This is a genomic window from Bacillus sp. CH140a_4T (genome assembly GCF_008923725.1).
Taxonomy (GTDB): domain Bacteria; phylum Bacillota; class Bacilli; order Bacillales; family Bacillaceae_G; genus Bacillus_A.
In genome coordinates this window covers 503085-522097 of record NZ_WBPF01000013.1, presented here as the reverse complement: position 1 = coordinate 522097, position 19013 = coordinate 503085, and the positions used below count along the sequence as shown (strand labels likewise).

At 34.4% G+C, this 19013-nt stretch carries 26 protein-coding genes and 1 pseudogene; 22 read left to right on the top strand and 5 right to left on the bottom strand.

The annotated features are described in order from the left end of the window. Positions 1 to 104: 104 nt before the first annotated feature. Entirely contained in the window at positions 105 to 800 is a 696-nt protein-coding gene (locus F8162_RS11470) for a helix-turn-helix transcriptional regulator (protein ID WP_151633185.1), read from the bottom strand. 204 nt (positions 801 to 1004) lie between these two features. On the opposite strand from F8162_RS11470, the gene comGA reads away from it, so the two are divergent. The 10 genes from comGA (at position 1005) to F8162_RS11420 (ending at position 6618) form a co-directional block, all read left to right on the top strand. Next, positions 1005 to 2048, top strand: coding sequence for a competence protein ComGA (gene comGA, locus F8162_RS11465; protein WP_151633183.1), 1044 nt, complete (start codon positions 1005 to 1007; stop codon positions 2046 to 2048). Beyond that, on the top strand, positions 2041 to 3072 hold the full coding sequence (gene comGB / locus F8162_RS11460; protein ID WP_151633181.1) for a competence type IV pilus assembly protein ComGB: 1032 nt from the start codon (positions 2041 to 2043) through the stop codon (positions 3070 to 3072). Before comGA ends, comGB begins: the two co-directional genes overlap by 8 nt. 11 nt (positions 3073 to 3083) lie before the next feature. Further along, entirely contained in the window at positions 3084 to 3383 is a 300-nt protein-coding gene (gene comGC, locus F8162_RS11455; protein ID WP_016086289.1) for a comG operon protein ComGC, read from the top strand. Then, complete coding sequence (comGD, locus tag F8162_RS11450) at positions 3380 to 3835, top strand: competence type IV pilus minor pilin ComGD (RefSeq protein WP_151633179.1); 456 nt, start codon at positions 3380 to 3382, stop codon at positions 3833 to 3835. The genes comGC and comGD overlap by 4 nt, the downstream gene beginning before the upstream one ends. Beyond that, positions 3828 to 4130 (top strand): competence type IV pilus minor pilin ComGE, encoded by a 303-nt coding sequence (comGE, locus tag F8162_RS11445; protein ID WP_151633867.1) that lies wholly within the window; start codon positions 3828 to 3830, stop codon positions 4128 to 4130. The genes comGD and comGE overlap by 8 nt, the downstream gene beginning before the upstream one ends. Next, positions 4100 to 4570 carry a competence type IV pilus minor pilin ComGF gene (comGF, locus tag F8162_RS11440; protein ID WP_151633177.1) on the top strand — a complete coding sequence of 157 codons (471 nt, stop codon included), beginning with the start codon at positions 4100 to 4102 and terminating at the stop codon, positions 4568 to 4570. Before comGE ends, comGF begins: the two co-directional genes overlap by 31 nt. After that, entirely contained in the window at positions 4567 to 4938 is a 372-nt protein-coding gene (gene comGG, locus F8162_RS11435; protein WP_151633175.1) for a competence type IV pilus minor pilin ComGG, read from the top strand. The genes comGF and comGG overlap by 4 nt, the downstream gene beginning before the upstream one ends. Before the next feature lie 174 nt (positions 4939 to 5112). Then, entirely contained in the window at positions 5113 to 5763 is a 651-nt protein-coding gene (locus tag F8162_RS11430) for a 2OG-Fe(II) oxygenase (protein WP_151633173.1), read from the top strand. Positions 5764 to 5881: 118 nt separating this feature from the next. Then, the gene (locus F8162_RS11425; RefSeq protein WP_151633171.1) at positions 5882 to 6379 is read left to right on the top strand and encodes a shikimate kinase; all 498 of its coding nucleotides are present in this window, start codon (positions 5882 to 5884) and stop codon (positions 6377 to 6379) included. Between the two features lie 38 nt (positions 6380 to 6417). Next, entirely contained in the window at positions 6418 to 6618 is a 201-nt protein-coding gene (locus tag F8162_RS11420) for a YqzE family protein (protein ID WP_000106081.1), read from the top strand. 67 nt (positions 6619 to 6685) lie between these two features. On the opposite strand, the gene F8162_RS11415 is transcribed toward F8162_RS11420, so the two are convergent. Both F8162_RS11415 and F8162_RS11410 read right to left on the bottom strand, forming a co-directional pair. After that, the gene (locus tag F8162_RS11415) at positions 6686 to 7318 is read right to left on the bottom strand and encodes a VC0807 family protein (RefSeq protein ID WP_151633169.1); all 633 of its coding nucleotides are present in this window, start codon (positions 7316 to 7318) and stop codon (positions 6686 to 6688) included. A 140-nt stretch (positions 7319 to 7458) separates the two neighbouring features. Further along, a pseudogene (locus F8162_RS11410) lies at positions 7459 to 7576 on the bottom strand (GTP pyrophosphokinase). Positions 7577 to 7650: 74 nt separating this feature from the next. Between F8162_RS11410 and F8162_RS11405 the strand changes: the two are divergent. Then, positions 7651 to 7878, top strand: coding sequence for a hypothetical protein (locus F8162_RS11405; RefSeq protein ID WP_151633167.1), 228 nt, complete (start codon positions 7651 to 7653; stop codon positions 7876 to 7878). 97 nt (positions 7879 to 7975) lie between these two features. Continuing rightward, on the top strand, positions 7976 to 8107 hold the full coding sequence (locus tag F8162_RS29230) for a hypothetical protein (protein WP_000064669.1): 132 nt from the start codon (positions 7976 to 7978) through the stop codon (positions 8105 to 8107). A 36-nt stretch (positions 8108 to 8143) separates the two neighbouring features. Here the strand turns inward: F8162_RS29230 and F8162_RS11400 are convergent, their stop codons facing one another. Both F8162_RS11400 and F8162_RS11395 read right to left on the bottom strand, forming a co-directional pair. Beyond that, the gene (locus F8162_RS11400) at positions 8144 to 8938 is read right to left on the bottom strand and encodes a YqhG family protein (RefSeq protein ID WP_151633165.1); all 795 of its coding nucleotides are present in this window, start codon (positions 8936 to 8938) and stop codon (positions 8144 to 8146) included. Beyond that, on the bottom strand, positions 8925 to 10607 hold the full coding sequence (locus tag F8162_RS11395; RefSeq protein WP_151633163.1) for a DEAD/DEAH box helicase: 1683 nt from the start codon (positions 10605 to 10607) through the stop codon (positions 8925 to 8927). The genes F8162_RS11400 and F8162_RS11395 overlap by 14 nt, the downstream gene beginning before the upstream one ends. Before the next feature lie 392 nt (positions 10608 to 10999). Here F8162_RS11395 and gcvT point away from each other — a divergent pair, with 392 nt between their 5' ends. The 10 genes from gcvT (at position 11000) to F8162_RS11340 (ending at position 19013) form a co-directional block, all read left to right on the top strand. Further along, a complete protein-coding gene (gcvT, locus tag F8162_RS11390; protein WP_151633161.1) occupies positions 11000 to 12100 on the top strand; it encodes a glycine cleavage system aminomethyltransferase GcvT in 1101 nt (366 codons plus the stop codon). Between the two features lie 20 nt (positions 12101 to 12120). Next, positions 12121 to 13464, top strand: coding sequence for an aminomethyl-transferring glycine dehydrogenase subunit 1 (gene gcvPA, locus F8162_RS11385; protein ID WP_000903246.1), 1344 nt, complete (start codon positions 12121 to 12123; stop codon positions 13462 to 13464). After that, entirely contained in the window at positions 13461 to 14936 is a 1476-nt protein-coding gene (gene gcvPB, locus F8162_RS11380) for an aminomethyl-transferring glycine dehydrogenase subunit 2 (RefSeq protein ID WP_151633159.1), read from the top strand. The genes gcvPA and gcvPB overlap by 4 nt, the downstream gene beginning before the upstream one ends. A 293-nt stretch (positions 14937 to 15229) precedes the next feature. Then, entirely contained in the window at positions 15230 to 15433 is a 204-nt protein-coding gene (locus F8162_RS11370; RefSeq protein ID WP_000639160.1) for a DUF3929 family protein, read from the top strand. Between the two features lie 70 nt (positions 15434 to 15503). Continuing rightward, positions 15504 to 15695 (top strand): hypothetical protein, encoded by a 192-nt coding sequence (locus F8162_RS11365; RefSeq protein ID WP_000535935.1) that lies wholly within the window; start codon positions 15504 to 15506, stop codon positions 15693 to 15695. Between the two features lie 116 nt (positions 15696 to 15811). Next, positions 15812 to 16186 carry a GntR family transcriptional regulator gene (locus F8162_RS11360; RefSeq protein WP_151633157.1) on the top strand — a complete coding sequence of 125 codons (375 nt, stop codon included), beginning with the start codon at positions 15812 to 15814 and terminating at the stop codon, positions 16184 to 16186. Between the two features lie 3 nt (positions 16187 to 16189). Then, positions 16190 to 17062, top strand: coding sequence for an ABC transporter ATP-binding protein (locus F8162_RS11355; RefSeq protein ID WP_151633155.1), 873 nt, complete (start codon positions 16190 to 16192; stop codon positions 17060 to 17062). Beyond that, on the top strand, positions 17043 to 17711 hold the full coding sequence (locus F8162_RS11350; protein WP_151633153.1) for an ABC-2 transporter permease: 669 nt from the start codon (positions 17043 to 17045) through the stop codon (positions 17709 to 17711). The genes F8162_RS11355 and F8162_RS11350 overlap by 20 nt, the downstream gene beginning before the upstream one ends. 14 nt (positions 17712 to 17725) lie before the next feature. Further along, positions 17726 to 18358: an ABC-2 transporter permease gene (locus tag F8162_RS11345; RefSeq protein ID WP_098130248.1), complete on the top strand. Its 633-nt coding sequence runs from the start codon at positions 17726 to 17728 to the stop codon at positions 18356 to 18358. Between the two features lie 31 nt (positions 18359 to 18389). Then, positions 18390 to 19013, top strand: a complete 624-nt coding sequence (locus tag F8162_RS11340) for an ABC-2 transporter permease (RefSeq protein WP_151633151.1) — start codon at positions 18390 to 18392, stop codon at positions 19011 to 19013.

Below are 19013 nucleotides of genomic sequence, written 5' to 3'. Positions count from 1 at the left end.
AAAAAGTAAACCTCATCTCATTATAGTTTATTTTTCTTACTATTGTAAATATTCTTTCATATAAAAAGAAGCCATTTATAAATGACTTCTTTTTATATGAGAAATTATATCGTTAGCTTATAATTACAAGATTTACATCCATCTAGTAGACTATCATTTCGTGTTAATTCCGTGTTAGGGAATAGGATTTCAAAAATCCCTTTCATCATATCTCCGTGCATATTACAAATTTCAGTTGGGTGATGAACAGCAACTTCTTTAAATGGACAATTGTGTACATCATAGAAAATTTTCGTTCCATCTGCACTTAATTCAAATGCAGGTGATAAACCAGCTGTTGAGAATGCTTCTTTTGCAATTTGGACTTTTTGCTCTACTGTTAAAGCGTCTTCATTCACATGTAAACGCTGCATATGTTGTTGCATTAATTCGGCCCCGAATTGTTTTCCTGTTTCGTATAGCGCTTTTTCACCAGCAGCGCCAAGGCTAAGTAAAGAATTAAACGCTATTCTTGCTAACAATTGATAATCACGGAATGGAAATTGCAATTGGATTACATCTTCAGATAACACATATAATCTGCTTGGTCTTCCGCCTTTTCCAGTTTTCTTCGTTTCCGATTTCAGCATATGAACATCTTCTAATTTAGATAAATGCAAACGAGCTACGTTTGGATGAATGTCAAACTCATCTGCAATTTCTTGTACAGTTACGTAACTATGTTTTTGAGAAATATATTTATAAATGTAATAACGAGTTGGGTCAGCTAAAACACCTGTAATTTTTAAAGCTTGTTCCATGAGGATCTCCACCTTTATCACTTTATCCAAGATAATAACATTATAATACAGATAAACTTCCATATAGGTAATTTCAGACAATAATTCGGAAATTGTTCATAATTTCACAAACATATTTTTCCTTTTTCCGCTAGTGAAAATACAAAAGTGTTAATTTTTCTTATGGATTTTTTCATGCTATATACATAGTGGGGAGGGAAAATGATGAATGGAATTGAAAGCTTTGCGAATATGATTTTGAAAGAGGCGTGTAGGGTACAAGCTTCGGATTTACATATTGTGCCCCGGAAGAAGGATGTAGCGGTTCAATTACGTATAGGAAAAGATTTAATGACGAAACACCGTATCGAAAAAGAATTTGGAGAAAAACTTGTTTCACACTTTAAATTTTTAGCATCCATGGATATAGGGGAGAGGCGGAAGCCACAAAATGGTTCATTGTATTTACAAATGGATGGACAAGAAGTGTATTTGCGCCTTTCCACGCTTCCAACCGTATATCAAGAAAGTCTCGTTATTCGTCTTCATTTACAAGCATCTATTCAGCCGTTATCTCATCTTTCGTTATTTCCAAGTACAGCGAAGAAACTACTTTCTTTTTTGCATTATTCGCATGGGTTACTCGTCTTTACGGGACCGACTGGTTCAGGAAAGACAACAACAATGTATGCATTATTAGAGGTAATTAGAAAAAAGAAAACACGTCGCATCGTTACACTGGAAGATCCAGTTGAAAAAAGAAAGGACGATGTATTACAAATTCAAATAAATGAAAAAGCAGGTATCACATACGAGGCGGGACTGAAGGCTATTTTACGCCATGATCCAGATATTATTTTAGTCGGTGAAATTCGTGATGAAGAAACAGCGAAGATTGCTATAAGAGCAAGTTTGACTGGACATTTAGTAATGACGACATTGCATACGAATAATGCGAAAGGAGCGATACTCCGGTTTATGGACTTTGGCATAACGAGGCAAGAGATTGAACAATCTTTATTGGCAATAGCTGCACAGCGACTTGTTGAATTGAAGTGTCCGTTTTGCAAAAGAAAGTGTTCAACTTTATGTAAATCAATGAGGCAAGTAAGACAAGCGAGTATTTATGAGTTGTTATATGGATATGAGTTAAAACAAGCGATTAAAGAAGCAAACGGGGAATGTGTCACATACGAGCATGAGACATTGGAATCTTCGCTACGAAAAGGATACGCTTTAGGATTTTTAGAAGAGGATGTGTATGTTTAAGAAAATATGGAGTTTAAGTGATCAAGTAGTATTACTGAAACGATTAGGAGAACTATTAGAAAAAGGATACTCCCTTTTGCAGGCATTAGAATTTTTACGGTTTCAATTACCTTTAGAAAAGAAAGTACAATTACAGCGCATGATTGATGGGTTAAAAGATGGAAAAAGTCTACACGATTCTTTTCATCAATTAAAGTTTCATCAGGAGATGTTAAGCTATTTATTTTATGCCGAGCAACATGGTGATATTTCTTTTGCATTGCAACAAGGGAGCTCACTTCTTTATAAAAAGGATAAGTATAGGAAAGATATGATGAAAATAATGCAGTACCCTATGTTTTTGGCGTTCTTTTTAATGATCATGATTTTTGTTTTTAACCGCATTTTATTACCGCAGGTTGACATGGTATATAGTTCGTTTGGTTCTACAGCACCTTTACTTACAGAACAAATATTAAGTGCAATTAAGCTGCTACCCTATCTTATTATTAGCACTATTTTTATCGTCTTAATTGGCTGTAGTGTATATATATTTTACTTTCGGAAACTCCCGCATATGAAGCAGATAAAAATTATGCTTCGTATTCCCCTCATAAAAACATTTCTTATTTTAAAGCATTCGCATTATTTCGCCACTCAATTGAGCGGCTTATTACACGGAGGACTATCAGTACTTGAGGCTCTAACAATAATGATGGAGCAAAAATATCATCCATTCTTTCAGTATGAAGCGGGCCGAATTAAACACCAATTAATTGCGGGAGAACCGTTGCAATTTATTATTGCAAAAAGCGGATATTACGAGGAAGAGCTATCTTATATTATTACGCATGGACAAGCAAACGGTAATTTGGCGATTGAATTAGGTGACTATAGCGATCTTATAATGGAGAAGATGGAGCAAAAAGTTAAACGTATGTTAGTGATCATTCAACCGATTTTATTTACGTGTATTGGAGGAATAGTCGTTCTTATGTATTTAGCGATGATTATGCCAATGTTTCAAATGATGAATTCTATTTAGGAGGTATTTACATGCAGAATGAGGAGGGATTTACCCTTTTAGAAATGTTATTAGTTATGGTCGTAATAACTGTATTATTACTATTAATTATTCCTAATGTAGTTACACAGCGTTCATCGGTCGAAGGAAAAGGATGTAAAGCTTATGTGAAATCTATAGAAGCACAAATACAAGTATACCAATTACAACATAATAAAATTCCCTCGCTAAAAGAGCTAAGTGATGAAAAATATATTACATCTGATAAGTGTCCGAATGGTGAATCCATTCATATTTCAAATGATGGAACAGTATCAAGTGGGAAACTGTGAAAGAAAAAGGTTTTACTCTGTTAGAAATGCTACTCGTTCTCTTTGCAATTTCTGTACTAAGTATGGTCATGTATTACAATGTACATTCATTATATGAAAAACAAAAAATAGAACAATTTTTGAGACAGTTTTCAAATGATATTTTGTATATGCAACAATTAGCGATAAACCGTCAAAAACATTATACATTACGATGGTATAAAGATAGAAATATGTACTATATAGGGGAATCGAGTACGAATATTGCTATCATTAAAAGAGAATATGATAGCGATATACAAATTGATTTGAATACTTTTCCCAATCCGATGACATATAATCCGAGTGGAAATATTAATAGAGGTGGTACAATTTTACTTTCGTATCGAAGTTATAAATATGAGGTTGTATTTCAGCTTGGAAGAGGGAGATTTACGTATCGTGAAATGTCAAAAAGGGTCAGTGATGGCTGAAATGCTTGTGGCATTAAGTATAGTAATGATGGCGGTATCTTTACTACTTCCGCAAACAGTATTAATTATGCAAGAACGAAAGAACATACAAATTCGTTATAATGCATTTGTATTATTAAAAAGAGAAGCAGCTTTATATATGTATGAGAATGAGGAAAAACAACAGAAAGAAAAAGTCGTAAATGGAAATGTATATTACACATATTGGGGAGGAAATGAAGTTTGTGCTATGTGGAAAGATGTGAAAGGAAGAATGATGGAACAATGCTTTTATGCAGGAGAAAAAACAAATTAGAAGTTGGATTTACTTTAATAGAAATGATCGTATGTTTTTTTATGTTATCACTGTTCTTTTTACTCTTGCCACGTTTAAACTTTATCGGAATAGAAAACAAACAATCGAAAGGATTAAATAATTGGGAATGGGATGTGTTTATAGGACAAGTACAATTAGAATTTCGTGAAGTATCATTTGTAGAAAAAATAGTCCCTGAAAATAAAGATAATCTTTTGCGCTTCCGCCTTCGTACTGGAGATGAAGTGACGTACGAAAAATTGAATAATCATCTTATAAGAAAAGTGAATATGCGCGGAAGAGAAGTTATATTACAAAATATTGAAAGGGTTTCATATGAAGTAACCCCTCACTTGCTCTTTATAAATGTGAAAGATATGAGTGGGAAAGTATATGAAGGTGTAGCTGTAAGGTATAGCGAGATGGAAATAAATATATGAGAAAACAAGATGGATTTACGATGCCAGGAACAATCATTTTTCTTGTATTATTAACTTCGTTCTTTGTATACGAAACGAATATGTTACTTATAGATAAAAAATTTTATATTGAAATAGAGCAAAAGTTTGTACTGGAGGAACTACTAAGTCAATCGATTACAAATATAAAAAAAGACTTACAGCAAAAAGAAAAGGAAGATACATTTTTCTTTCAATATGAAAAGGGCGAAGCAAGTGGGAATTACGTCTTTGAAAATGATTCCATTCTCGTTTCGTTGCAGTGCAAAATCAAACAAGAAGTTTTCTATAAAGTAAGCTTTCGGTATAGAAAAAAGGATGAAAAAATATTCGATTGGATAGAAGGATAGTATGTAAAATATACGGATGAAAACCATAATTTCTCATTTTGTAATAGGTTGTTTTTTAAAAGGAAATGGATAAATAAAATAGTTTAAAGTTTAAATTTTCTCAAAAAAGAGAAAGGTAGAAAGAATATGATATATTCAAGCTATCCAAACATATTTTTTAGGGAGAATAGGGAAATGACAAATAACAATCAAATAGGTGAAAATAAGGAACAAACTATTTTTGATCATAAAGGAAATGCAATTATGACAGAAGATAGGGAAATACACATTATTTCAAAATTCGAAGAACCTCTTATTGTCGTGTTAGGAAATGTATTAAGCGATGAAGAATGCGACAAATTGATTGAATTGTCTAAAAGTAAAATGAAGCGTTCTAAAGTTGGTTCATCACGTGATGTAAATGATATTCGAACGAGTAGTGGTGCATTTTTGGACGATAATGAACTTACTGCGAAGATTGAAAAACGAATTTCATCTATCATGAATATTCCTGTGTCGCATGGAGAAGGATTACACATTTTAAATTATGAAGTGGATCAACAATATAAAGCGCATTATGATTATTTTGCGGAACATAGTAGATCAGCTGCTAATAATCGTATTAGTACGCTTGTTATGTACTTAAATGATGTAGAAGAAGGCGGAGAAACGTTCTTTCCGAAATTAAATCTTTCTGTGCACCCTAGAAAGGGAATGGCAGTATACTTTGAGTATTTTTATCAAGACCAATCACTAAATGAGCTTACGTTACATGGAGGGGCACCTGTAACGAAAGGTGAGAAATGGATTGCAACGCAGTGGGTAAGAAGAGGCGCTTATAAGTAAAAGCGTGTATGAAACGTTTTGTTCTTCATTTTATAAGAAGAACAAAACGTTTTTTTATTAAATAATGTAATCATTCGTTATAATAACAAATAATAACGGATGATTGAGAGGAACGAACATGAAATCTATATACATAACCGGTTATATGGGAGCTGGGAAAACAACAGTTGGAAAAGCATTAAGTAAAGAACTTCATATGGATGTTGTCGATACAGACAAAAAAATTGAAGAGAAGCAGGAGAAGGTAATTCTTGATATTTTTGCTGAAGAAGGCGAAATGGCTTTTCGGGAATATGAAAGTGAAATGTTACGTTCACTACCCAGTTGTAATGTAATTATTACAACTGGTGGCGGCATCATTGAACGAGAGGAAAACCGAAAGTGGATGAAGGAAAATGGAACTGTCGTGTATTTATATTGTGATCCACATGTAATAGCAGAAAGGCTTCGTGAAGATACGACACGGCCACTATTTCAGAAGAAAGATATAGAGGCATTTGTGGCAAAATTTGAATCGCGCCGAGCTTATTATGAAGAGGCTCATATTCATATCGATACGACAAATAAGTCTGTAAAGCAAATTATGAATGAATTAAAAGAAAAGATTAATGAATAAAAAAGTGGACATACTAATCAAGTAGAGGTGATGATAATATGTCTACTAATGATTATGTTCGCTTTGTGACACAGCAGTTTGTGTCGTATATGGATGCTCCAAAAGAAGATCGTAAACAAAAGAAAGAACAACGCCGTGCTGAAAAAGAGCCATTTATGAATAAGTGGTTTGGTGTTATGCCGCTAAGTGCTGCTTTGTTTTATCGAAACGTAAAAAATAAAAGAAAAAAATCAAGTTAACGATTTCGTAATATGTGTAGCAAAATGAAAATCCCCTAGTAGCATCATACTACTAGGGGATTTTCATTTACTGCACGGATTCTTTTTCTTCTGTAACGGCATGTATTTTATTGTTTACCCAAACAAATCCAATTCCGATACAAATGGAAATGCCCCACCCAACAGCGGTCATAATCGCTCTCATTTCACCATAGCCATCTACACCGAAAACAGAGATAAAATAAATTTTTAAGAAGCTTTTTAATATGAATTGTAGACCGAAAAATAGCGTTAAATATTGTAGTGCTGGATAAATACGACTATCACGATACAGTTCACGACTTTTATCACGGTCATGCCCTTGCAGTGCGGCAATATCTGCTGCGAAATATAACATAATTGGTTTCTTTATAAAAATTGTACATATGACGATAATGCCGAGTACGATGTGATAATACGCATCGTTCCATAACATTCGTTCAGCTGATCCAGATAATAAATCTACCGTTGTATTAGAAATGAGTGTAATTAAAATAAAGAACCCTGTCACGTTAAACTGTTTTTCTTTTTTAAAGGTATACAGTGTATAAATAATCCCCGGAACAGAGGAAAGTAACATCGCGTAATAAGGATCGATATAAGGTTTTGCAAATTTCCAAATGAGGAATGGGATTACGAGATAAAAGACAAGATCTAATATAGCTTTTTTATTTTGATTCATACAAATCCTCCTTAAGTCATACATATATTTTATAATATAATTTCTGAAAATTGTATAAGGTTTAATGGGAAAAGAAAAAATATATCAATTTTTGAGGGATTAGTAGATTGAAAAAATTGCCCCTAGCGTAGTAAGTTTTTTTAGTATATAATAAAGGAAACGCTTTCATTTTTTGGTTTGTTCACAAAATGGACGGAAAATCACATATTTACTATCGATATGTTGCTTTATAATGAAACTAATTAAATATACATGCATACAATATTGTGAAATAAATAACATAAATAATCTATATAAATGTAAACGTTATCAAAAAGAGAGAGGTGGAGACAATGAGTAAATTTTTCTTCAATCATAATCCAGCAACAGTAGAGGATGGAAGGCTTGTTAAGTATGCTGAAACTATTTATGGAGAAGGTGGCCGTTCTGTATTAGAAAATTTAATGGTGAAGGCATCTATCAGATTACGTGATCGTTATCCGAATAAATCTGACGAGCAGATCTCGAACCTAGTAAATAAAGGCATCCATGATATGTTTCAAAAATACGTGAGTGAGTAAGAGTAGCCAATGGCTGCTCTTATTTTTTTGTATAAAGATTGTATCTCTAGCTGAAAATAAGGGTGTATTTTGAAAGACATAAGGAGGAGTGGAAAAGATGAGCAATGGAATTGGCCGTTCAAAAGAAAACCTTCCAACTGATGCAAATCATGTGAGTGCAAAGGATCGTGCGTATCAAAAACGTATGGCAAAGCAAAAACAACAAGAGCGTAATGGCGATAGAGGATAACTCAAAAAAAGCTCCTTCTAAAATAGAAGGAGCTTTTTAAGATAGAAAATGATTTGCGGTAACATAAAAGAGCCCACCGTTAATAATTTGCACTGTAATGCGTGGTTCATATTGTTCTTGCAGTGCTTGTTTTTCAATTTCATAGCTTTCGGGAAGTTCATCACTCTCTTCATAAAAACGATTTAAAAGGTCTAAATCGTGATTCCAGCGTACTCTTGCTTCTTTCGCCCACGTATGGTCATCTTCTGCAATAATATTTTTTAAAGCATCCTCTATACGTTGTAAACCACTTTGCGGTTTAATAATAGGCGAGAGCGTAAAACAAAAGTCAGGTATTTTCGGTGTCAGTTTAATTTTAGCTAATGTCTCATGAAAGTTTGCAATCATTGTGCCAGAAATGAGATGAATCCCAATGGAGTGAAGAATGTCTTTTTTTCGATCGCATTGATAGGAAACTTTAATATTTACACCGAGCCACGGATGGAGCGGTGTATGTGTTGCTCCGCTATGCCGTACTTCCTCATATAAACGTATGTAAGAGCCTAATTCTTTTGTTGTTTGGAAAATTTGATGAAGGCGTGGGGAACCGTAGTGAATCAGCTCACCATCGTTTTCTTCATTTTCTGGATTTGTAACAAGAGTAAGGCGCATCGGATTCGGCACGCCTCCTGTTTTCTCAAGATAGTGCCAATAAAAAGGGCGATTCATTAATAATTTATCCATCTCAATTGTTAACTGCACATCTAATAAATGAGGAGAACGTTCTAAAATTTCACAGTTATTCGCCTCAAAAAAATTGTATAAGTAATTATGAATTTCATGTTGCTGCATAGCCTTGCACCTCAGCTTCATTTCGTTTCGCAAAGTCGATAATAGATGTTAAGTTTTCCATCTTAATTCGGATTTCTCCTTCGCTTTTTGATTGCGCAAATATTTCTTGAATGTGCGCGTCGATGTTTTTCATATTAATTCTCGTTAAAATTTCATCAAGTTCACCGATAACACGCTCAAATAAATTGATTTTTTCATATAACAGTTTCAAAATATGTTCTTCCACAGTGTGTTTTGTAGCTAAGTTATAAATATGAACATCATTCTTTTGACCAAGACGGTGAATACGTCCAATTCTTTGTTCAAGACGCATTGGATTCCATGGCAAATCATAATTGATCATATGGCTACAAAACTGTAAGTTAATCCCTTCACCACCAGCTTCAGTTGCGATTAATACTTGTGCGTGGTTTTGGAAAAGCTCCTTCATCCAGTCTTTCTTCCCGCGTTTAAACCCGCCACGGAATGGAACGGAAGAAATACCGTGTTGTTGTAAAAACCATTGTAAGTACATTTGTGAAGCTCTATATTCAGTGAAAATAATGACTTTATCGTCAATTTCTTTTATAAGCTCAAGAGCTTTATTGGCTTTTGAGTTGAACGGAATATGATTAATCTTGTCCATTAGCACATCAATATGTGGGTCTTTTATGTAATGCTCATTTTCTTTCTGCCTTTTTTCCACATATTTTTTTAATGAATAGTACACAGCCTCACGACTACTACACGCTTCCCGTTTTAAAGTTAACGATGAGAAAGCAGATGTGAAGGCATCTTGTCCTCGCCAATTTTCAATACCATTATACAAAGCTTGCTCTTCTTCATTAAACTCAACAAAAATTGTACGTACATGTCTCTTTGGCCAATCAATTCCGGTATTATGCCGTCGATTTCGGACCATCACTTTGTTAATAAGAGCTTTTAAATCTTCATCAGATTCGGCTGAACGATTTTTTGAAGCATAATATTCTTCAAAGTTGGATTGATTGCCTAAATGTCCTGGCTTTAATAAAGAAACAAGGTTGAAAATTTCATCAATCTTATTTTGAACAGGGGTAGCAGTTAATAATAAACAAAATTTCTTTTTTAAACGCTGTGCAAATTCATAGTTTTTTGTTTTATTATTTTTAAGTTTATGTGCTTCATCGATAATAATAAGGTCATATTCTAAGTTCAAAACGATATCGCGATGCGGTGAACGTTTTGCAGTATCAATTGATGATACAATCACATCGGCTTGTTCCCACGAGTAGCTTTTCTTTTGGGCTACAGCTGGAATGAAAAATTTTGTGTTTAATTCGTATGCCCATTGCGATACGAGAGAGGCAGGGACAAGTATAAGTACTTTTTTCACAAGGCCGCGGACCATATATTCTTTTAAAATAAGCCCAGCTTCAATCGTTTTCCCAAGTCCCACTTCATCTGCTAGTATCGCTTTACCATTCATTTGTTCAATGACATTTTGAGCGACTTCTAATTGATGCGGAAGTGGTGTGAAATGAGATAAATGTTTCGGTGCTTGTAATCCATCGAAAGTAGGAACAAGTAACGATTTTTCTGTTTTATAAGCTAAATGATATAAATCCCAGTTTGTCCAAGGACCATCCTCGTTAATTCTATTTAAAAAATTATTTTGCCACGCTCGATCTACGGAAATATCGACATTCATTACGACTCTCCCACCTTTTATAAACTAAAGTAATTATTAAAAAAATCTTTATTATATAAACCTTGTAATAAGGCGCTATTACACATACTGAAAGTTAAAGAATAGGCAAAGATAAAGAATTAAATTTTGAAAGTTGTATTTAATAAGATTAAGAATAAAAAATTCTAAATTATTTTTTATGCTAGAATATTGATGAAATATAGCGAATGATGTTAGGATAATGGTGTGAAATGTGTGGAATCTTTCGTATTTTATCCAAGAAAGTGATTTTTTATTTACGCTTTCATAAAAAAATATAATGAGATTCCGTATATCCTATCTTTTCAGAGTGAAAATGTTTAGATATGGCGAGCAACTTTTATTGATTTGTCAAAGCATAAGGGGGAGAGAGCATGATTACATTACAACGTACACCGTTATTTGATGTATACGCGAAGTATGGTGGAAAAACAATCGACTTCGGTGGTTGGGAATTACCAGTTCAATTTTCAAGCATTAAAGAAGAACATGAAGCTGTACGTACGGCTGCAGGTTTGTTCGATGTGTCTCATATGGGAGAAGTTGAGGTAAAAGGTGTAGATAGTTTAGCATTTTTACAACGTGTTGTTACAAATGACGTTTCTACCTTAAAGGTAGGTGGCGCACAATATACAGCTATGTGCTACGAAAATGGTGGTACAGTAGATGATTTATTAATCTACAAACGTGGTGAAGAAGACTATTTATTAGTAATCAACGCATCAAATATCGAGAAAGATTACGAATGGTTAGCTAGCCATGTAATTGGCGATGCGACAGTAGTCAATGTTTCTAGTGAAGTTGCACAGCTTGCAATTCAAGGACCAAAAGCAGAAGGCATTTTACAAAAAGTTGTGTCAGAAGATTTGAAAGAAATTAAGTTCTTTAAATTTAAAAACAATATTCTTGTAGATGGAATTCCAGCACTTGTATCTCGTACAGGTTACACAGGTGAAGATGGATTTGAAATTTACTGTAAGAGTGAAGATGCTGCAAAACTTTGGGAGAAACTTCTTGAAGTTGGAGCAGAAGAAGGTTTAAAAGCATGTGGTTTAGGTGCTCGTGATACACTTCGCTTCGAAGCAACATTACCACTTTATGGTCAAGAATTATCAAAAGATATTACACCGATTGAAGCTGGAATTGGCTTTGCGGTAAAACCAAATAAAGAAGCAGACTTCTTTGGAAAAGAAACGTTAAAAGAGCAAAAAGAAAACGGTGCGCCTCGTAAGTTAGTCGGCATCGAAGTAATCGAACGTGGAATTCCTCGTACGCATTATCCTGTATTTATTGGAGAAGAGAAAATCGGGGAATTAACGAGTGGTACACAATCTCCAACGTTAAAGAAAAGCATTGGTTTAGCACTAATTGATGTAAAATACGCAGCAGTTGATACAGAAGTAGAAATTGAAATTCGTAATAAACGCGTCAAAGCAGTAGTTGTTCCAACACCATTTTATAAACGTTCAAAGTAACGGGGAGAGGGGTAGATTTCATGTTGCATCGTTATCTTCCAATGACAGAAGAAGACAAAAAAGAAATGTTACAAACGATCGGCGTTCAAACGATCGATGAGTTATTCTCTGATATTCCAGAGAGTGTTCGTTTTAAAGGGGATTTAAAAATTAAAGAAGCAAAATCAGAGCCAGAGCTTTTAAAAGAGTTAACTCAAATGGCTAGTAAAAATGCTAACTTAAAAGAGTACGCTTCTTTCTTAGGAGCAGGCGTATACGATCATTACGCTCCAGTAATTGTAGATCACGTTATCTCTCGCTCAGAATTTTATACAGCTTACACGCCATACCAACCAGAAATTTCACAAGGGGAATTACAAGCAATCTTTGAATTCCAAACAATGATTTGTGAATTAACAGGAATGGATGTAGCGAACTCTTCTATGTACGATGGGGGTACAGCTTTAGCTGAAGCGGCAATGCTAGCAGCTGGCCATACTCGTAAAAAGAAAATTCTTGTATCTAGTGCAGTTCATCCAGAATCGAGAGCAGTACTTGAAACGTATGCAAAAGGTCAACATCTTGAAGTTGTTGAAATTAATCATAAAGATGGTGTAACAGATTTAGACGTATTACAAAGTGAAGTAGATGATACAGTTGCTTGTGTAATCGTTCAATATCCAAACTTCTTCGGACAAGTTGAAAAATTAGCTGATATTGAAAAAATCGTTCATCAACAAAAATCATTATTTATCGTTTCTTCAAATCCATTATCATTAGGCGCATTAACACCACCAGGAAAATTTGGTGCTGATGTTGTAATCGGTGATGCACAACCATTTGGTATCCCAACGCAATTTGGTGGACCACACTGTGGTTACTTTGCAACAACGAAAGCATTTATGCGTAAAATTCCAGGACGTCTTGTCGGACAAACTGTAGATTCAGATGGTAAACGTGGATTCGTATTAACGTTACAAGCACGTGAACAGCATATTCGCCGTGATAAAGCGACGTCTAACATTTGTTCAAACCAAGCGTTAAATGCATTAGCAGCTTCTGTTGCAATGACGGCACTTGGTAAACAAGGTGTGAAAGAAATGGCACGTCAAAACATTTCTAAAGCACAATATGCAAAACGTCAATTTGAAGCGAAGGGTTTCACAGTAACATTTGCTGGACCATTCTTCAATGAGTTCGTTGTAGATTGCAAGCGTCCAGTGAAAGAAGTAAACGATGCATTATTACAAAAGAATATTATCGGCGGTTACGACCTAGGCCGTGATTATAAAGAGCATGAGAACCATATGCTTGTAGCAGTAACTGAGCTTCGTACAAAAGAGGAAATTGACACACTTGTAAACGAAATGGGGGCTATCCAATGAAGAATCAAGACCAAGCACTTATCTTTGAAGTGAGTAAAGAAGGACGCATAGGATATAGCCTACCAAAATTAGATGTAGAAGAAGTGAAACTAGAAGATGTGTTTGAGAGCGATTATATTCGAGTAGAAGATGCAGAGCTACCAGAAGTATCTGAACTTGATATTATGCGCCACTATACAGCACTTTCAAACCGTAACCACGGTGTTGATTCTGGATTCTATCCACTTGGATCTTGTACGATGAAATATAATCCGAAAATTAATGAGAATGTAGCTCGTTTCGCAGGATTTGCAAATATTCATCCGTTGCAAGACGAAAACACAGTACAAGGTGCAATGGAATTAATGTACGACTTACAAGAGCACTTAATTGAGATTACAGGTATGGATACTGTTACATTGCAACCAGCAGCTGGTGCACACGGAGAATGGACAGGTTTAATGTTAATTCGTGCATACCATGAAGCAAATGGTGACTTTAACCGTACGAAAGTAATTGTTCCTGACTCTGCTCACGGAACGAATCCAGCATCTGCAACTGTAGCTGGTTTTGAAACAATTACAGTAAAATCAAATGAAAATGGTCTTGTTGACTTAGAAGATTTAAAACGTGTTGTAAACGAAGAAACAGCAGCACTTATGTTAACAAATCCTAATACATTAGGTTTATTCGAAGAAAACATTTTAGAAATGGCAGAAATCGTCCATAACGCAGGCGGTAAATTATACTATGATGGTGCAAACTTAAATGCGGTATTAAGCCAAGCTCGCCCAGGAGATATGGGATTTGACGTTGTGCATTTAAACCTTCATAAAACATTTACAGGTCCTCACGGCGGCGGTGGCCCAGGTTCTGGTCCAGTAGGTGTGAAAGCTGATTTAATTCCGTACTTACCAAAACCAATTTTAGAGAAAACGGAAAATGGCTACCACTTTAACTATGATCGTCCAGAAGCAATTGGGCGCGTAAAACCATTCTATGGTAACTTCGGAATTAACGTTCGTGCATACACATATATTCGTTCTATGGGTCCAGATGGACTACGTGCAGTAACGGAGTATGCGGTATTAAATGCGAACTATATGATGAGAAGATTAGCACCATTCTATGATCTTCCGTTCGATAGACATTGTAAGCATGAGTTTGTATTATCAGGTCGTCGTCAAAAGAAACTTGGTGTACGTACATTAGATATCGCAAAACGCCTGCTTGATTTCGGTTACCATCCACCAACGATTTACTTCCCATTAAATGTGGAAGAATGTATTATGATTGAGCCGACAGAAACAGAATCAAAAGAAACATTAGACGGTTTCATTGATAAGATGATTCAAATTGCTAAAGAAGTAGAAGAAAATCCAGAAGTTGTACAAGAAGCACCTCATACAACAGTCATTAAACGTTTAGACGAAACGATGGCTGCACGTAAACCAGTTTTACGTTATGAAAAGCTAGCTCCTGTACAAGTTTGATTAGAATAACAAAGGAAGAACTCGCTATATGCGGGTTCTTTTTTTTGTATGGAGAATCTGTGCAGAATTAGTGAAGAAAATGTTAAAAATTTATATTTTTTGTTTCATAATGGTGTAAAGAGGCAGTTTCATAGGTGATTTTGTTGAAAAAGTCAGTTTGATAAAAGTATTTATTTTTGTTAGAATTTTATTGAAATTAAGAAGATGTAATGAGATTGGAATGACTCATTTTTATGTATATGTGAAAAAACGAGCAAGCTGGGGGTGAAAATGTGGGATATCGGTGTTATAGAATGATATACCATTTAGAAAACGGAAAAACGATTAAAGATGTAAAAGAATTTTGTTATCGAGACCAAGGAAAAGTACTAGAAAGAGTAGCGCATCGTGTAATGGATAATAGAGAAGTGACGGCAATTGATAAGCAAGGAACGATTATTTCAATAGCATGTGAGGACATTGTAAAGGTGGAACTTGATTACATAACAGAAAGTTAACCTTGAGTCATATCGAATTATTCGATAAAATATACTGTTGAATGGTGAAGTGAGAAGAGAGGAGTTTATTATGGGTAGCACAAGACACTTTTATATGTTTATCTTAGCGTTTGTTCTTGTTGTGGCATTAACGATTTATTTAATTGTTGATAGCACTTGGTACAACACAGTTCATCCGGCGTTCCTTCTGTTTATGTATGTAGGAATTGCGGTAGTGAGTTTCGGAATGAGAGATGAGATGTTAGATCGCTTTGAAAAGTGATACATATACGAAAGACCAACAGGAAAATGTTGGTCTTTTTTTCTTGCCAAAAATAGGGCGCTGTGTATATACTGTATATATAAGGTATACACAGTATATACACACTGGAGGAAAACATGAATATTATTATTTCGAATTCTTCCCAAGACCCTATTTATGTACAAATAAGAAAACAATTAAGCCAGCTTATTTTAAATGGTGATTTAAAGGGTGGAGATCAATTACCGTCTATTCGTAGCTTAGCGAAGGAGCTACAAATTAGTGTAATTACAACGAAGCGTGCGTACGAGGAGCTTGAAAAAGAAGGATATATAGAAACTGTTGCTGGGAAGGGGACTTATGTTTCACGTAAAAATAATGAACTACTCAAAGAACAAAGGCTTCGTCTATTGGAAAGTAAAGCGGAAGAGATTGTGAATGAAAGTAAAGCGTTGCAGCTTTCACTGGAAGATTTACAGCAGATGATTGCGTGTTTATATGAGGGGGAATAAGGGATGTTAGAACTAAAAAACGTTTGTAAAAGTTATCAAGACTTTTCAGTGAAAAATATAAGTTTTACGTTACCACGCGGATATATTATGGGATTTGTTGGACCGAATGGAGCAGGGAAAAGTACGACGATCAAAATGATTATGAATCTAATTAGGAAAGATAGCGGCGATATAAAAATTTTTGGCAAGGACAATAAGAAAGCCGAAAAGGAAATAAAACAAAAAATCGGTTTTGTATATGATGAAAATCATTACTACGAAGATTTAACGTGTGAACAAATGAAACGTATTATTGCACCTTTATATAAAAAGTGGGACGAAGAGCAGTATCAATCGTATATGCATAGATTGCAAGTTCCGAAGTATAAAAAAATTAAAGAACTATCAAAAGGGATGAAAATGAAATTTGCGATTGCTATCGCACTTTCACATCACGCAGAGTTTATCATTATGGATGAACCGACAGCAGGATTAGATCCAGTTGTTCGAAGTGAATTACTTGATATGTTACAAGAAATTGTAATGGAAGATGAAGTATCTGTATTATTCTCAACGCACATTACAACAGACTTAGAGCGCATGGCAGATTATATTACGTTTATCAATGATGGAGAAATTATATTTACTGGTGAAAAAGACGATTTAATGGAGAACTACGTAGTCGTAAAAGGAAGTAATGATTTATTAGACCGAGAAGGAAAAGAACTATTTGTTGGATTACGAAAAAATAAATTTGGTTTCGAAGGTTTAGCGAAGGATAAACAAGCAATTATCGATTGGTTTGGAAATGAAGTTGTACTAGAAAAGCCTACATTAGATGATATCATCGTTTACACCGCGAAAGGAAGAGGTGCCTATGCGTCAGCTCGTATATAAAGATTTGTTCTTTTTTCGGGGAATATGGCCAGTGTATCTTATTATACCCTTTATATTCTTTTTATTTGAAAACGGTGATGGAATGCTGTTTCCTATGAGTTGTTTATTTGTAACTCTTTCCGCAGTTATGATATTAGTCGCAATAGATGAACGAAATACAAGTGAAATTATTATGAATAGTTTACCGTTAAGTAGAAAGGATATCATAATTGCTAGATATATTTCCTGTGCAATATTCATTGTAGGGGGCATGGTTTCCACTATGCTAGTTGTTTTTCTTATAAGGTGTATCGCTGTTATTGGTGATATCGTTACATACTATCCTAAACTTTATATTGAAATTTCATGGTATGAAGTAATAAATGGAATAGTTTACGCCGTATTTTGGATGGCCACTTTTTTCCCTATTTATTATGTTGCAAAATCAAAGGCGGTAATAAGTATAATAGCAGCAACTTCAATACTAGTTGGGGGGATACTTTGGATATTTATTAGTGATGGGCTGAAGGAAGTAGCACCTTCATTCCTTGAGTGGATTATGAATCCTCTGCATATTGGTATATTTATAGTTGGGTTTATTACATTAGTCAGTATTTATATCGCTTCTATGTTTCTTACAATTAAAATTTATGAAGCGCGTGATTTGTAGGGAGGGGAATTCATATGCAACAGTTGATTTTGAAGGAGTTTTTCTTACAGAAGAAGATGTTTCCTTTCTATTTTTTAATCCCTATGTTATCTATTTTTAGGGATTCCGTGCAACCAATGGGGATTGCAATAGGATTATTTATAACATGTAGTACAATTATTTATATTTCTTTTTATCATGAGGAGAAAAGTAAAACAGAAAAAGTATTAGTGAGTTTGCCTATAACGAGAAAAGAGATAGTTATAGCTAAATATATTTCAAGCTCATTATTTATTATAGCTGGTTTGAGTATAACTTTTATAGTCATAATATTAGGAAATGTTTTATTAGACAGAGATATAGTTATTCCTGGATATGCGATATTTTCAGCAATAGTAGCAACTTTGATTTATTGTGTAGTAACGATACCTACTAATTACATTGGAGGATATAAAGCTATTACTGTCTTGAATGTGATTATGATTTTTCCTTTAATGGGTATGATTGGCTTTATGTGCAATATTTTTGGTGATGAAATAATCATGTTAAAAGTACTTCACTCTGAAGACGCTACATTATCAATGAGTGTTCTTGGTATCGGAGTGTTAGTAAGTATAGTCATATCAATGTTGCTCTCAATGAAAATGTTTCAGGAGGCAGAGTTATAGAAGGGGCATTTTCATATTAGGAGGGAAAAACATGATCAAGCAATTAGTCTTAAAAGATATGATGTTGCAAAGAAAGTTAAGTTTTGTGTATTTAATATGTTTGTTCTTCCTTGCTATTGTTGATTTTCGTAGTGATAGTTTTTTGATGACATTTATTATGTTTATACCTGTTCTTGGCATGATGCTGTCGATGATTTATGAGGATAGGAATAAAAGTGAAATGGTAATAAATAGTTTACCGTTTCAGCGTAAGGAAATTGTCATAGCAAAATACATATTTATAAGTATTTTAGTTACTTTAGGTGTTTTTTTCTCACTTGTGATTAGTTTAATCCAGTTGCAAAATGAAAATACAACTGCGTTTATGTTATGGGGAGAGATTCTTGGCGGAATAACGGGAGGATTGGTTTATAGCATAATTGTACCCCCAATTGAATTTTCAGTAGGATATAGCAGTGCAAAACAAATTGCTCCCTTCATCGGAATTGCATTTGGGTATTTAAGTGGACTGATTGTAAGTAACGTATGGTTAGATGTAGAGAATGTTTGGAACACGAGTCTTGTTGTAAATAGTTGTTTTATAGCAGGATTGCTTCTTTTATATGTTATGTCTATGTTTATCTCAATTCATTTGTACAATGAGCGTGATTTATAA